Origin of the sequence: Altererythrobacter sp. CAU 1644, from assembly GCF_029623755.1 — a bacterium.
GTDB lineage: Bacteria > Pseudomonadota > Alphaproteobacteria > Sphingomonadales > Sphingomonadaceae > Erythrobacter > Erythrobacter arenosus.
In genome coordinates this window covers 556,397-570,500 of sequence record NZ_CP121106.1, presented here as the reverse complement: position 1 = coordinate 570,500, position 14,104 = coordinate 556,397, and the positions used below count along the sequence as shown (strand labels likewise).

Genomic DNA, 14,104 nt, shown 5'->3' with positions numbered 1-14,104 from the left:
CCTTAGTCGACAAGCTGGCGCGGCAGCTTGAACACCATCTTCTCTTCGGCCGCGACGAGGGTTCTTTCCTCAACGTCGCGCCATTCGTTGAGCCGCGCAACGACCTCGCGCACGAGCATTTCGGGTGCCGATGCACCGGCGGTGAGGCCGATGGTGCCGACGCCGTCGAGCCAGCTGGGATCGATGTCTGATGCGCGCTGGATCAGCTTGGCACTGGTGCCCATGCGCTCGGCCACTTCAACGAGGCGGAGCGAGTTGGAGGAATTGGGCGCGCCGATCACCAGCACCAGGTCACTCGCCGGCGCGATCCGCTTTACCGCTGCCTGCCGATTGGAGGTCGCATAGCAGATGTCCTCGGCCTTGGGTCCGACGATCTGGGGATAGCGCTCCGTAAGCGCCTCGATCACTTCGGCGGTGTCATCGACCGACAGCGTCGTCTGGGTGAGGTAGGACAGGCTGTCTTCGGTCGTGAACGGCAGTTGCTGCACATCCTCGATGGTCTCGACCAGCGTGATCTGGCCGTCCTCGACCTGGCCCATGGTGCCGATCACCTCGGGATGGCCGGCATGGCCGATGAAGATGATGTGCTGGCCCTTTTCGATCTGCCGTTCTGCCTGGCGATGCACCTTGCTCACCAGCGGACAGGTCGCATCGACATAGATCATCTGGCGTCGCTGAGCCTCGGCCGGAACCGATTTCGGTACACCGTGCGCGCTGAAGACTACCGGAGCATCATCGGGGACTTCATCAAGCTCCTCGACGAATACCGCGCCTTTCGCTTTCAGCGCGTCGACCACGAACTTGTTGTGCACGATTTCGTGACGGACGTAGACCGGTGCGCCATAGCGCTCGAGCGACTTCTCGACGATCTCGATCGCGCGGTCGACCCCCGCGCAGAAGCCGCGCGGGGCGGCGATCAGCAGGGTCAGGCTGGGCTTCTTGGTCATCTCGTCTGAGATGTCCCCGGTTTCTCTCGACTGCAAGGGAGCGTTCATGCGCCGCCCTCTAGCGCTTTGCGGCGCGCGCCGCTAGGGCGTGCAAACGCAAGCGAAGCACGCGAAGAATTTCGAAGGACCGACAACACATGATCCCCCGCAATCGCATCCTTACTGCCGTTGCCTTGGCCGCAGCGCTGGCCGGCTGTTCCAAAGAGGGCGAACTGGTCGTCGACCAGGGCGTCGGGATTCGCGCGATTCTGTCATCCTGCCCCGCCGTGGGCATTCCGGACTACACCGGGGACGTCACCACCTTCCGCACTGCGGGCGATCGGAGCGCGGCCAATCTCGACGTTGCTGCTTCGATCACCAACCTGCGCCACACCTGCGACGAGAGCGGCGAGCGCGTCTATGCCAACGCGACCTTCGACGTCCTCGCCCGCCGTACCGATACGCGCGGCGCGCGCCAGGTGACACTGCCCTATTTCGCGACTGTCCTGCGCGGCGGGTCGGCGGTGCAGAGCAAGCGACTGGGCACTGTGACGCTCAATTTTGCCGACGGGCAGGAGCGGGCACAAGCGAGCGCGCAGGCCGGTGCCTTCATCGACCGGGCCGAGGCGACCCTTCCTGCGGATGTTCGCGAGCGGATCACGCGCAAACGCCGCGCGGGCGATATCGATGCCGCGCTCGATCCGCTGGCAGATCCCGAAGTGCGCGCCGCCGTGCGCCGCGTTTCGTTCGAGCTGCTGGTAGGCTTCCAGCTGACCGAGCAGCAGCTGGCCTATAACGCGACCCGCTGATTCGGCAGGTCAGACAGCCTTCCAAGCTTGCGATTCTGCGCAATTCGGCTAGGCGCGCGCCTATGTCGAATACCGAAACTCTCTACGCTGCCTTCGGCGCGAAAATGGATGCCGTGCTTGCCGCATTGGAAGCGGAGGGTGCGCTGCCGCCCGATACGCCGCGCGGCAATGTGACGGTCGAACCGCCGCGCGATCCTGCGCATGGCGATCTGGCGACCAATGCCGCCATGGTGCTGGCGAAGGCGGCCGGGACCAATCCGCGCGAACTGGCAGGCAAAATCGTCGAGAAGCTCGAGGCAGACGCCTCGGTTACGAGCGCCGAGATAGCGGGGCCCGGCTTCATCAACTTGCGACTCGATGCGCAGGCTTGGCTCGCCGAACTCAATGCGATCGCCGCAAGGGGCGACGACTACGGCCGCTCGACCATCGGCGCCGGTTCACGCGTCAATGTCGAATATGTCAGCGCCAACCCGACCGGGCCAATGCACATGGGGCACTGCCGCGGTGCGGTTGTCGGGGATGCGCTTGCCAGCCTGCTCGAACATGCCGGGCACGAGGTCACGCGCGAATATTACATCAACGATGCTGGTGGGCAGGTCGATGTCCTGGCCCGATCGGCACACCTTCGCTACCGCGAGGCGCTAGGCGAAGATATCGGTGAAATCCCCGAAGGCCTCTACCCGGGCGACTATCTGGTGCCTGTCGGCCAGCATCTCGCCAGCGAATTCGGCGAAAAATATGCCGCAGCACCCGAAGCGGAATGGCTTGCCATCTTCCGCGCGGAGGCGGTCGCTCAGATGATGGAACTGATCAAGGCGGACCTTGCGCTGCTCGGCATCCACCATGACCTGTTCTCTTCGGAGGCGGCGCTGCATGCAGCCGGCAAGCCTGACGAGGCAGAGGCGTGGCTGCGGCAGCATGACCTTGTCTATGATGGCATTCTCGAGGCGCCGAAGGGCAAGACTCCCGAGGATTGGGAGCCGGTTGAACTGCCCCTGTTCCGCTCCACGCAATTCGGTGACGATCAGGATCGCCCGATCAGGAAGTCCGACGGGAGCTGGACCTATTTCGGTGCTGATCTCGCCTATCACTTCCAGAAGGCCGCCGAGGCCGATGCGCTGATCGATATCTGGGGCGCAGACCACGCCGGCACGGTCAAGCGGATCAAGGCGGCGGTCGCCGCGCTGACCAAGGGTGCCGGACGTCAGATCCCCTTCGACGTCAAGCTTGTGCAGATGGTGCAGCTGCTGCGCGGCGGCGAACCGGTCAAGATGTCCAAGCGGGCAGGGACCTTCGTCACGCTGGCCGACGTCGTACGCGAGGTGGGCAAGGACGTCGTGCGGTTCACCATGCTAACCCGCAAGCCCGAAGCGCAGATGGATTTCGACTTCGCCAAGGTCGTCGAGGCATCGAAGGACAATCCCGTCTTTTACGTGCAATATGCACACGCCCGGATCAGCTCCACCCTGCGCAAGGGGGCTGCCGAGGGTTTCGCACCGTCGGCCGATCATCTCGACCTGCTGGGCGACGAGGAACTGGCACTGGTCAAGCTTGCGGCGCAGTTTCCGCGCGAGGTGGAAGCCGCTGCCAAAGCACGGGAACCGCACCGGATCGCGTTCTATCTCTATGAACTGGCAGGAGCATTCCACGCCTACTGGAACCTGGGCAACGACCGCCCCGACAAGCGCTTCATCGTGGCACAGGATGGTGATTTATCCGGCGCACGTCTTTTCCTCGGGCTCCAGTTAGGGCAAGTTATTCGGAACGGCTTACGTATTCTGGGCGTGGAAGCTGTCGAGGAGATGTGACGATGATGGCTCCGGCCTCCGAGGGAACCGGCGCACACGCTGAACTGGCACTGGGCGAGGACGAAAGCCTGCCCTGGCTCGAGGCAGACGAATATGAGGACGCTGGCGGTGTCGACACTGCCCGTATCATCGGCTTCGCGGTCGTGCTCCTTGCCTTGCTGGCAGCAATCATTGGCGGGGTCTGGTGGTTCACCAGTCGCGATGGAGACGTTGCGAGGGTGGCCGATGGCAGCACGATCGAGGCACCTGACCAGCCCTATAAGGAGAAGCCTGCTGATGCCGGCGGTAAGCAGTTTGCCGGCACGGGCAATGTCGCCCCCGGCGTAGGCGAGGGCAAGGTCCGCGAAGGCAAGCTCAAGGAAATCAAGGCGGCGCCGACTCCGTCGCCTGAGGCAACTGGGCCTTCGATTGCCGTTCGCACGACCAAGGACAAGATCGAGGCCAAACCGGTGCCCAGCGGTGTTGGGGTCCAGGTCGGCGCCTATGGTTCGAAAGCGCGCGCCGAAGAAGGCTGGGTGACGCTCCAGCGCCAGACCGAGGCGCTTCAGGGGGTCAGCCACAGGGTGGTGAAGGGTGAAGCGGATATCGGCACGGTCTATCGCCTCCAGGCGGTCGCGGGCGACCTGGCCGCCGCCCGCGCCCTGTGTTCGCGGCTCAAGACGGACGGCGTGGCCTGCCAGGTCAAGCGGTAGGTCACCGATTGGCAAAATGAGCCGAAACGGCGCGGATTTGCGCCGTTTTCCCCCGCGTTAACCCTAGGAAAACTTGCCTTTTCGCCTCGTGGAGCGAATCTTTCCCCTATGACGCCTGCCATTTTCGGGGTCGCCGGGCCTGAGCTTACGGCGGACGAGCGTGCCTTCTTCAATGAGGCCGACCCAGCAGGCTATATCCTGTTTGCGCGCAATTGCATCGATCGTGAGCAATTGCGCCGCCTGACCGACACCCTGCGCGAGATCCACGGCCGCCCGCGCCTGCTGGTCTCGATTGATCAGGAAGGCGGCAGGGTGGCCCGGTTGCGCCCGCCGCACTGGAGCGATTTTCCCAGCGGCGAGGCCTTCGACCACCTCTATCGCCTTGCCCCGGCCAGCGCGATCGAGGCGGCGCGGGTGAATGCGCATGCCATGGCGCTCGAGCTTGGCGAGATGGGTATCACGGTCGACTATCATCCGCCGCTCGATGTCCGGCAGGAGGGCGCGCATGACGTGATCGGCGACCGTGCACTAGGCAGCGATCCGCAGCAGATCGCGGCCATCGGTCGCGCAATCCTCGACGGCCTCGCGCGCGGCGGAGTGGCGGGGTGCATCAAGCATATGCCGGGGCACGGCCGCAGCATGTGCGACAGCCACAAGGAGATGCCACGCGTCACGGCGAGCGAGGAAGAGCTCGAGATCGACCTTGCGCCCTTTCGGGCACTAAGAGACGCACCGATCGGGATGACCGGACACCTGCTGTTCACCGCATGGGATGCGGATAATCCGGCTACGCTGTCGCCGCGCATCATTGCCGAGATCATTCGCGGGCGGATCGGGTTCGACGGATTGCTGCTGACCGACGATATCGACATGGAGGCGCTCGACGGCTCTGTCCCTGAACGCGCCGAACGCGCGATCGCGGCCGGTTGCGACGTGGTGTTGAATTGCTGGGCGAAGATGGATGACCAGCTGGGTATCGCCAAGGTGCTTCCCCGGATTTCCGACGCTGCCGCAGATCGGCTTGATCGCGCGCTGGCGGGGACCGAGATCCGTAGCGAGGGGGGCGACAAGGCAGAGCTACTGGCCAAGCGCGACGCCCTGCTGGCGCTGACGGGAGAGGCGGCATGAGCGTGACCGAGGACGGCCTCATGTTCGACGCGCCAGCCCTCGAAGGGGCGGACGAAGCCTGGATCGCCCCGGCCAATGAACGATCAGACGATAGCGCACTCTATCTCGAACTGGACGGGTGGGAAGGGCCGCTCGATCTGCTGCTCGATCTCGCGCGGCGGCAGAAGGTTGACCTGCGGCAGATCTCGATCCTCGCTCTGGTCGACCAATATCTGACCTATATCGAGCGGGCCGAGGCGCTGCGGCTTGAACTGGCTGCCGACTATCTCGTGATGGCGGCATGGCTGGCCTACCTCAAGTCCGCGCTGCTGTTGCCGAAGGAAGAGCAGGAGGACCCGAGCCCCGAAGAACTCGCGCTGCGGCTGCAATTGCGGCTCCAGCGGCTCGGCGCCATGCGCGAGGCGGCCGCCCGACTGATGGCGCGCGACCGCATCGGTCGCGACGTGTTCCTGCGCGCTGCCCCGGAAGGTCTGCGGATCGATCGCAAGACGCAGTGGAAGTGCGACAGCTATTCGCTGATCCAGGCCTATGGGCAGGTCAAGGCGCGCACCGCACCGCGCATCTACCATGTGTTCGACCGCCCGGTGATGACGCTCGATAGCGCGATCGACCGGGTCTCGGCCATGCTCGGCGTAACGCTCGACTGGATGGACCTGCGCGATTTCCTGCCGCCGCATGCCGAACCGCGCTTGCGGCGATCGGCGCTCGCATCGAGCTTCGTGGCGGCGCTCGAGCTTGCGCGCATGGGCAAGGCGGAAATCGATCAGGAGGAAATCTTCGGTGCCATGCGGATTCGGAGGATTGTTCAATGAGCGAGGCTCCTGACGAGATCGTCCGTGCGCTCGAGGCGACCCTCTTCGCCTCGGAAGAACCGATGAGCGTCGAAGCGCTGGCGAGCCATCTCGGCGGGCTTGAGAACTCAGCCGTGCGCGAAGGGTTGCGCGAATTGGCCGATCACTACGACAGGCGCGGGGTGCAACTGGTCGAGCGGGGCAAGCGCTGGCATTTCGAGACCGCACCCGATCTCGCTCACCTGCTGCGCAAGGAACGTGAGCAGGTTCGCCGGCTCAGCCGCGCAGCGACCGAGGTCTTGGCGATCGTTGCCTATCACGAGCCCGTCAGCCGCGCGGAGATCGAGTCGATCCGTGGGGTTCAGACCGCCAAGGGTACGCTCGACGTGCTGATGGAGGCTGGGTGGATCAAGCTGGCCGGGCGCCGCGAGGTACCAGGTCGCCCGGTGATCTACGCGACCACGCCCGAGTTCCTCGAACACTTCGGCCTCTCGAGCCGGCGCGACCTGCCCGGAATCGACGAACTGCGCGCTGCCGGTTTGCTCGACCCGGTCGATGATGCGTTCGAGGCGGCGATGGAGCCCGCCGAAGCCGACTCGGACGAGACCGAAGAAGAGGTCGAGGACGATCTGGACCACATGGAAGAGGCTGCAGGCGACAGTGATTGGGACGATATTTCCGTCGAATCCTCCGCCTGACTGGCGCTTGCCCCGCGCCGAGCCTATATTGGTTCTACTGATCCTTAGAGAGAACACCCATGAGTCTTGGTCCCTGGCAACTTATCATCATCGCGATCGTCATCCTCGTGTTGTTCGGCCGTGGCCGCATTTCCGAGATGATGGGCGATTTCGGCAAAGGCATTAACAGCTTCAAGAAGGGCATGAACGAAGGCGACGAGAAGCCCGGCCAGCCGTCGCCACGGATCGAGGGTCCCGCGCATGAAGCGAAGCCGGCCACCGAAGCCGCCAAGGAGCCGGTCCCGTCCGATCGGGGCGATAGCGCCAACTGACGCGGCGGAGCGTCGCGGGAAGACATGTTCGATATCGGCGCAAGCGAATTACTGGTCATCGTGATCGTGGCGGTGCTCGTCATCGGTCCGAAGGACATGCCCATGGCGCTGCGCACCGCGGGGCGCTGGATCGGCAAGGTCCGCCGGGTGTCCTCGCATTTCCGAACCGGCATCGACGCCATGATCCGCGAAGCCGAGCTCGAGGACATGGAGAAGAAGTGGAAGGCGCAGAACGAGCAGATCATGGCTCGGACCCCTGCCGCAGATGGCACCGGCCTGCCTGCCGATGAGCCCGCGATGACGGGACCTCCCGTCGAGGGCGACGCGCAGGCAGCAAGCGCAGAAAGCCGGCTGCCAAGCATCGAGCACGATCCTGATACCGACGACCCTGCGCCTGCCAGCAAGGCCGGGTCGAACGCAAAGGGCGACAGCGAACCGGAACTCCCGCTCGGCACCTCGGCGCCGAAGAGCTGATCCGCGATGGCCTTCAAGCTCAGCGATATCGACGACACGCAGGCGCCGCTGCTCGACCACCTCGTCGAATTGCGCACGCGCCTGATGCGCAGCATCCTGGCGCTCCTGATCGGGTTCGGGATCTGCCTCTACTACGCCGACCCGATCCTCGGCTTCCTCATCCAGCCGCTGAAGGCTGCCTTCCCTGCGGGGGAAGGGCAACTGATCTTCACCAAGCTGTACGAGGTCTTCTTCGTCGAGCTGAAGGTGGCGCTGTTCGCGGGTTTCTTCGTGAGTTTCCCGATCATCGCCAACCAGTTGTGGGCCTTCGTTGCGCCCGGCCTCTACGCGCGCGAAAAGAAGGCTTTCCTGCCGTTCCTGATCGCAACGCCGGTGCTCTTCACCGCAGGAGCGGCGCTGGCCTATTTTGTCGTGATGCCGACGGCTTTTCGCTGGTTCCTGGGTTTCCAGGGCGAGGCCGGCGGGCTGGCGATCGAGGCCCTGCCATCTGCCGGGGATTACCTCGGGCTGGTGATGCAGTTTATCCTAGCTTTCGGGATCAGTTTCCTGCTGCCGGTCTTGCTGCTCCTGCTCAACCGGGCGGGGATCGTCACGCGGGCGCAGCTTTCCGCGGCGCGCCGCTATGTGGTGGTCGGCGTGGTCGCGCTCGCGGCGGTGGTAACGCCTCCCGACCCCGGGTCGCAGGTCATTCTGGCGATCCCGCTGCTGCTGCTGTTCGAGGGCTCGCTGCTGTTGATGCGGTTCCAGGAACGCAAATCCGCGACGGCCAAGCAGGAGGAAGCTGCGGAACCGATGGAAGCCGAGGCGGCCAGCCAGGACCAGCCCGGCTAATCAGGGTCTCTTGAGGCGGACGAACTCGTCGCTCGCGCAGCACCCGAAGCCCAAATAAAAAACGGGGCCCCGAACGGGGCCCCGTAATCTTATTCGATGAAGCTATCGATTAGGCGCTGACGGGATCGTCATCGTCGCCATCGGCAGCGATGATGATGCCAGCGATGATGGCAGCAGCAGCAACGATCGCAATGATCGTGCCCGAGCCGCCGGCACCGAGCTCGCTCTCACCTTCGACCGGAGCAGCAGCCCGATCGAACGCAGCTTCTGCGATAGCCGGCGTTGCAGCAAGCGAAAGAGCCGCGGTAGCGGCAAGCATGGTACGGAACTTCATCGATTCGTCTCCTAATTGAGCTCTTTAGTTCAAATTCGTGTCTTCACTAAGCGAGGCTGCCAAGCGTGACAAGCCCCATTCTCTTGGTCGGAACGTGAAAACCCTCTCGAAAACCGACCAAATTGAATACTTTATACAATTGTGTGGCATTATTGCCGCGACAATTGTTTGCGACCTCAGAATTAATCCCCGATCCTTCTTCCCCGCCGAGTAGCGCGAACCGCCGTAGAACTGGCTCGCGGCAACGCCGGGATTGGGACCGTAACGACCTTCTTTGTAGTGGCTATACCACTGGTTCTGCGGCGAAATCGCAGAATATTCCTAATCTGCGGTTAATTGCACTGCAATCGAGCCAAAGCGTTTATTCCCCAGGTCCTATCGGGCCTGGTAGACTCTCTCCCCTCCGATCCACGTTTCGAACACGCGGGTTTGGCGCAGTTCTGCCGGGGTCGCGAGCAGCGGGTCGGTATCGACCAGGATGAAGTCGGCCCGCTCGCCCGCAACCAGGCGGCCAAACCTGCCCTCGGCAAAGCCTGCGTAGGCGCCGCCATAGGTGAAGGCGGCGAGCGCCGCTTCGCGCGACACCGCTTCCTGTGGGAGCCAGCCGCCGAAGGGTTCGCCGGCCGCGTCAGTCCGACTGATGGCTGCGGCATAGCCCGCGAAGACATCGGTCAGCTCGACCGGGGCATCCGAGCCGAAAGCCAGGGGCGAGCCGACCGCTGCAATGGAACGCCACGCATAGGCGCCACCGAGCCGGTCAGGTCCCAGCCTCGCTTCAGCCATGACCCGATCCGAGGTCTGATGGACCGGCTGCATTGAGGCGATAATGCCATGCCGGCCGAAACGCGCGATGTCCTGTGGATCGACAATCTGGGCATGCTCGATGCGCCAGCGACGATCGCCGGCATAGGCTTCCGACAGTTCCTCGATCGCGGCGAGAACCTGTGCATTGGCCTCATCGCCGATCGCGTGGATCGCGGCCTGGAAGCCATCGCTGGCGGCGCGGCTCATCAGGTTGCGCAGTTGGGCAGGGCTGACGAGCGGCAAACCCTTGTGCGTACCTTCGTCGTGATAGGGCTGTTTGAGAAGGGCCCCGCGAGATCCGAGCGCCCCATCCATGTAGAGCTTGATGCCGTTGAGTCGCAGGCGGTCCTGATAAAGCCACGGAGTTGGTTCCGGCCCCGCGATCAATTCCATCGATCCCACCGAATCGGCATAGGCCATGATCCGCAGTTTGAGCGCACCGACGTCTCCAGCGCGGCGAAAGGTCTGCCAGTCCTGGATCGTCGTTCCCATGTCGGCTGCGGCAGTCACGCCATCGGCAAAGAGGATTTCTTGCGCCTTGCGCAAGGCGACGTCGAGGTCTTCCGGGCGCGGCGCGGGGACGACCTTGCTGACCAGTTGTTCCGCCGCATCGACGAAGACACCCTCGGGCTCGCGCGAGCCGGGTTTGCGGATGATGCGACCGCCTGCGGGACTCTCGCTCGCGGCAGTGACGCCCGCTCGCTTCATCGCTTCGCTATTGGCCCAGGCGGCGTGCCCGTCGATCCGGCCGAGCCAGACGGGTCGATCCGGGACGACTGCATCGATCTCCGCCGCGGTAGGAAAGCGTCCGAGCCCCCACTTCTCCTGGTTCCAACCGCGCCCAAGAATCCACGGTCTGCCCGGGTTGGCATCGGCGAACGCCTTGATCGCCGCGAGCGCTTCAGCGAGCGAATTGGTTTCCGCAAGGTCGAGCGTCATCGCCGCGATCCCGATGCTCATGACATGCGCGTGAGCATCGACGAAGCCGGGCAACATGACGCGGCCCTGGCCATCGACGCGGTAGTCGATGTCCTTGGGCTTGTCGCTCTTGCGCGACAGCACCTCTCGGACACGGCCGTCTTCGGCGATGACGATCGCGTTGAACCGCTCGACATTGCCGTCCTCGTTCACGGTGATCCCGTCGACATTGTCGATCAGGGTATCGGCCAGGGCGGGGGTCGCGCCCAATGCACAGACCGTGCCTGCGAACGCGGCGAAAAGGTACTTCATCAATTTCCTCCCTTGGGCAGTCGGCTGATCAGCGCACTGGTATCGTGCCTGCCGCCGCCTGCCGCCTGAATCTCTGCATAGAACTGATCGACCAGTGCCGAAACCGGCGCCGAGAGCCTGAGGCGCCTGGCTTCGTCCAGCGCATAGCCGAGATCCTTGCGCATCCAGTCGATCGCGAAACCGAAATCGAATTCGTCCGCGACCATGGTCTGCCACCGGTTTTCCATCTGCCAGCTCTGCGCCGCTCCGCCCGAGATAGCCTCGAGCGTCTTGTCCATGTCGAGGCCGGCAGCCTGCGCCAGCCGGATGGCTTCGGAAAGCCCGCCCAATACGCCGGCGATGCAAAACTGGTTGGCCATCTTTGCGGTCTGGCCGGCACCGGCGCCGCCAACATGGACTATGCGGGTGCCATAGCATTCCATGATGGGCCTCGCCCGGGAGACCGCTGATGCAGTCCCGCCGCACATGATGGCGAGCCTGCCATTCTCGGCTCCGGCCTGACCTCCGGATACCGGCGCGTCGACGACCTCGACCCCGCGCTCGCTCCCAGCTGCGGCGAGTTCGCGCGCCATATTGGCGGACACCGTGGTGTGATCCACCAGCAAGGCCTCGGCCGCAATCTCAGCCATGACCCCGTCCTCGCCAAGCGTAACCGCCCGCAGGTCTTCGTCATTGCCCACGCAGGTGAACACGATCTCGGCGTCCTTCGCCGCTGCGGCAGGCGTCACGGCGAACGAGACGTCCAATCCTTCATCCTGCCACTTCTCGCGCCACCTGGCGACGCGGTCGGCGCTGCGATTGTAAGCGGTGACCCGATGGCCGGCCCGCGCGAGATGGCCGGTCATCGGCCCGCCCATTACCCCCAGCCCGATGAAAGCGACGTTCTTCGTGGTGCTCATGGGGCGCGGGGTTAAAGACAAATTGTCGCGCTGCAAACATATTCACGGGATTAAGCGCGTTGCCCTGTGCCGACCGAGCGCTTACGCCGGGGGCATGACAGCCAAGCCAGCCTTTGCCAGCAGTGCCGCAGCGCGCGAAGCGCTGACCATCGACGATATCCGCGCGGCAGCCGAGCGGATCGAAGGTGCGGTGGTGCGTACGCCGATGATGCAGTCGAAGACCTTATCGGAGATTGCCGGCTGCGAGATTTGGCTCAAGTTCGAAAACCAGCAGTTCACCGCTGCCTACAAGGAGCGCGGTGCGCTCAACGCGCTGCTCCACCTGACCGAGGAGCAGAGGCAGCGCGGCGTGATCGCGGCATCGGCCGGCAACCACAGCCAGGGCCTGTCCTATCACGGCAAGCGCCTGGGCGTGCCGGTGACGATCGTGATGCCGCGCACCACGCCGACCGTGAAGATCATGCAAACGCAAAGCGTCGGCGGCAATGTCGTTCTCGAGGGCGAGACTTATGACGATGCCTATGCGCACGCGCGCAAGCTGGAGCAGGAACTGGGGTTGACCTTCGTCCACCCGTTCGACGACCCGCTGGTCGCGGCGGGTCAGGGCACGGTCGGGCTCGAGATGCTGGAGGACAAGCCCGACCTCGATTGCCTGGTGGTCCCGATCGGCGGCGGCGGGCTGATCTCGGGCATCGCGACGGCGGCGCATGCGCATCCGGGCCATGTCGACGTGATCGGTGTCCAGGCCGAGTTGTTCCCCTCGATGTATGCCCACATGAAGGGCGAGGAGCGCGATTGCGGCGGCGACACGCTGGCCGAAGGCATCGCGGTCAAGGCGCCCGGCCAGTTCACCAGCAAGATCATCGGCGAAATCGTCGACGATATCGTGCTGGTCGACGAAGAGGCCCTCGAGAGCGCCGTTTCGCTCTTGCTGCAGATCGAGAAAACAGTGGTCGAAGGTGCGGGCGCCGCGGGGCTCGCGGCCGTGCTCGCCAATCCGGATCGCTTTGCCGGCAAGAAGGTCGGCCTGGTCCTGTGCGGCGGAAATATCGACACCCGCTTGCTGGCCAATGTGCTGCTGCGTGACCTGGCGCGGCAAGGGCGCCTCGCGCGCCTCCGGATCACGTTACAGGACCGTCCCGGATCGCTGTTCAAGGTTATGGAAATCTTCGACCAGCATCACGTCAACATTATCGAAATCTATCACCAACGCATCTTCACTTCGCTGCCGGCGAAGGGGCTGATTACCGATATCGAGTGCGAGGCGCGCGACCGAGAACAGCTCGACGCCTTGGTTAAAGCGCTCAAGGCCAGGGGTTATTCCGTAAGCCCGGTCGAGCTCAACTGACCGCTGATCCGCGCTTTCCCGCCGAGGAAATGTGCAAAGTAATCCGATATTTACCATGTTTCATGGTTAAGGGACTTTTACCGGCGCTCGGGAAAAGGCATAACATCGTCTTAACGCGCAAAGCCCTGATTCCCGCTGACGAAGGACCCGGTTCCCAACGTGACTGCTCCGATCCGCTTTCCCCGTTTCTTCGTGACGAGCCCTGCGCCCTGTCCGTACCTGCCGGGGCGCAGTGAACGGAAGGTGTTCACGGAGCTCAAGGGAACCCATTCGGACCAGCTCAACGAGGCGCTCGGCCGGATCGGATTCCGTCGCAGCCAGACGGTCGCCTATCGCCCCAGTTGTATCGATTGCCAGGCTTGCATTTCGGTCCGCGTCGTGGCCGAGGAGTTCGAACCCTCCACCACCCAGCGCCGCATCCTCAAGCGCAACGAGGACGTGATCGTCACCGAGTGCCGCCCATGGGCGACCGAGGAACAATTCGCCTTACTTTTGAAGTATCTCGGCGTTCGTCACCCCGATGGGGGGATGGCAGCGATGGACGAGATGGACTATGCCGACATGGTGGAACACACCCCGGTAACGACCAGCCTCGTCGAATATCGGGAGCCAACGGCCAGTGGGGAACCGGGTCGCCTGATCGGCGCCTGCCTTACCGACCGCCAGGGCGACGGGTTGTCGATGATCTACAGCTTCTACGACCCGCAACACGAGGCTAGGTCCGGGCTCGGGAATTTCATCATTCTCGATCACATCCGCCGGGCCGCCGAAGAAGGGTTGCCTTATGTCTATCTCGGCTATTGGGTCGAGGGGTCGCAGCGCATGCAGTACAAGGTCCGCTTCCGCCCGCTGGAGCGGCTCACGCGCGAAGGCTGGGTCCGGATGTCGCGCACAGAGCAGGATCGACTCATCGCCGACGCCACCAAGCGACGCAACCCGGTTCCAAGCGCAATGGGCAAGGACGGCAAGCCTGCCCGCCTTCCGACCGAATAAGCTCACAAGACATCTGACCTCCAGCCTG

At 63.9% G+C, this 14,104-nt stretch carries 15 protein-coding genes; 11 read left to right on the top strand and 4 right to left on the bottom strand.

The window, feature by feature from the left end; translation table 11 throughout:
- Positions 1-2: 2 nt before the first annotated feature.
- Entirely contained in the window at positions 3-995 is a 993-nt protein-coding gene (gene ispH, locus P7228_RS02930) for a 4-hydroxy-3-methylbut-2-enyl diphosphate reductase (RefSeq protein WP_278016730.1), read from the bottom strand.
- Positions 996-1,084: 89 nt separating this feature from the next.
- On the opposite strand from ispH, the gene P7228_RS02925 reads away from it, so the two are divergent.
- The 9 genes from P7228_RS02925 to tatC all read left to right on the top strand — a co-directional run bounded on the left by P7228_RS02925 (position 1,085) and on the right by tatC (position 8,468).
- Positions 1,085-1,735: a hypothetical protein gene (locus tag P7228_RS02925; protein ID WP_278016729.1), complete on the top strand. Its 651-nt coding sequence runs from the start codon at positions 1,085-1,087 to the stop codon at positions 1,733-1,735.
- Positions 1,736-1,797: 62 nt separating this feature from the next.
- Positions 1,798-3,543, top strand: coding sequence for an arginine--tRNA ligase (argS, locus tag P7228_RS02920; RefSeq protein WP_278016728.1), 1,746 nt, complete (start codon positions 1,798-1,800; stop codon positions 3,541-3,543).
- A 2-nt stretch (positions 3,544-3,545) separates the two neighbouring features.
- The gene (locus P7228_RS02915) at positions 3,546-4,235 is read left to right on the top strand and encodes an SPOR domain-containing protein (protein WP_278016727.1); all 690 of its coding nucleotides are present in this window, start codon (positions 3,546-3,548) and stop codon (positions 4,233-4,235) included.
- Between the two features lie 108 nt (positions 4,236-4,343).
- Positions 4,344-5,363 (top strand): beta-N-acetylhexosaminidase, encoded by a 1,020-nt coding sequence (nagZ, locus tag P7228_RS02910; protein WP_278016726.1) that lies wholly within the window; start codon positions 4,344-4,346, stop codon positions 5,361-5,363.
- A complete protein-coding gene (locus tag P7228_RS02905; protein ID WP_278016725.1) occupies positions 5,360-6,175 on the top strand; it encodes a segregation and condensation protein A in 816 nt (271 codons plus the stop codon). Before nagZ ends, P7228_RS02905 begins: the two co-directional genes overlap by 4 nt.
- A complete protein-coding gene (scpB, locus tag P7228_RS02900; RefSeq protein WP_278016724.1) occupies positions 6,172-6,852 on the top strand; it encodes an SMC-Scp complex subunit ScpB in 681 nt (226 codons plus the stop codon). The genes P7228_RS02905 and scpB overlap by 4 nt, the downstream gene beginning before the upstream one ends.
- A 59-nt stretch (positions 6,853-6,911) precedes the next feature.
- Complete coding sequence (gene tatA, locus P7228_RS02895) at positions 6,912-7,163, top strand: twin-arginine translocase TatA/TatE family subunit (protein ID WP_278016723.1); 252 nt, start codon at positions 6,912-6,914, stop codon at positions 7,161-7,163.
- Between the two features lie 24 nt (positions 7,164-7,187).
- Complete coding sequence (gene tatB, locus P7228_RS02890) at positions 7,188-7,637, top strand: Sec-independent protein translocase protein TatB (RefSeq protein ID WP_278016722.1); 450 nt, start codon at positions 7,188-7,190, stop codon at positions 7,635-7,637.
- Between the two features lie 6 nt (positions 7,638-7,643).
- Entirely contained in the window at positions 7,644-8,468 is an 825-nt protein-coding gene (gene tatC, locus P7228_RS02885; RefSeq protein ID WP_278016721.1) for a twin-arginine translocase subunit TatC, read from the top strand.
- Between the two features lie 109 nt (positions 8,469-8,577).
- Here tatC and P7228_RS02880 read toward each other — a convergent pair whose 3' ends face one another.
- From P7228_RS02880 to P7228_RS02870, 3 genes are all read right to left on the bottom strand, one after another.
- Positions 8,578-8,802 (bottom strand): hypothetical protein, encoded by a 225-nt coding sequence (locus P7228_RS02880; RefSeq protein WP_278016720.1) that lies wholly within the window; start codon positions 8,800-8,802, stop codon positions 8,578-8,580.
- A 375-nt stretch (positions 8,803-9,177) separates the two neighbouring features.
- Entirely contained in the window at positions 9,178-10,836 is a 1,659-nt protein-coding gene (locus P7228_RS02875; RefSeq protein WP_278016719.1) for an amidohydrolase, read from the bottom strand.
- The gene (locus tag P7228_RS02870) at positions 10,836-11,735 is read right to left on the bottom strand and encodes an NAD(P)-dependent oxidoreductase (RefSeq protein ID WP_278016718.1); all 900 of its coding nucleotides are present in this window, start codon (positions 11,733-11,735) and stop codon (positions 10,836-10,838) included. The genes P7228_RS02875 and P7228_RS02870 overlap by 1 nt, the downstream gene beginning before the upstream one ends.
- A 94-nt stretch (positions 11,736-11,829) precedes the next feature.
- Here P7228_RS02870 and P7228_RS02865 point away from each other — a divergent pair, with 94 nt between their 5' ends.
- Together P7228_RS02865 and P7228_RS02860 are read left to right on the top strand one after the other, a co-directional pair.
- Positions 11,830-13,083, top strand: coding sequence for a threonine ammonia-lyase (locus tag P7228_RS02865; RefSeq protein WP_278016717.1), 1,254 nt, complete (start codon positions 11,830-11,832; stop codon positions 13,081-13,083).
- 159 nt (positions 13,084-13,242) lie between these two features.
- On the top strand, positions 13,243-14,076 hold the full coding sequence (locus tag P7228_RS02860; RefSeq protein WP_278016716.1) for an arginyltransferase: 834 nt from the start codon (positions 13,243-13,245) through the stop codon (positions 14,074-14,076).
- Positions 14,077-14,104 lie beyond the last annotated feature (28 nt).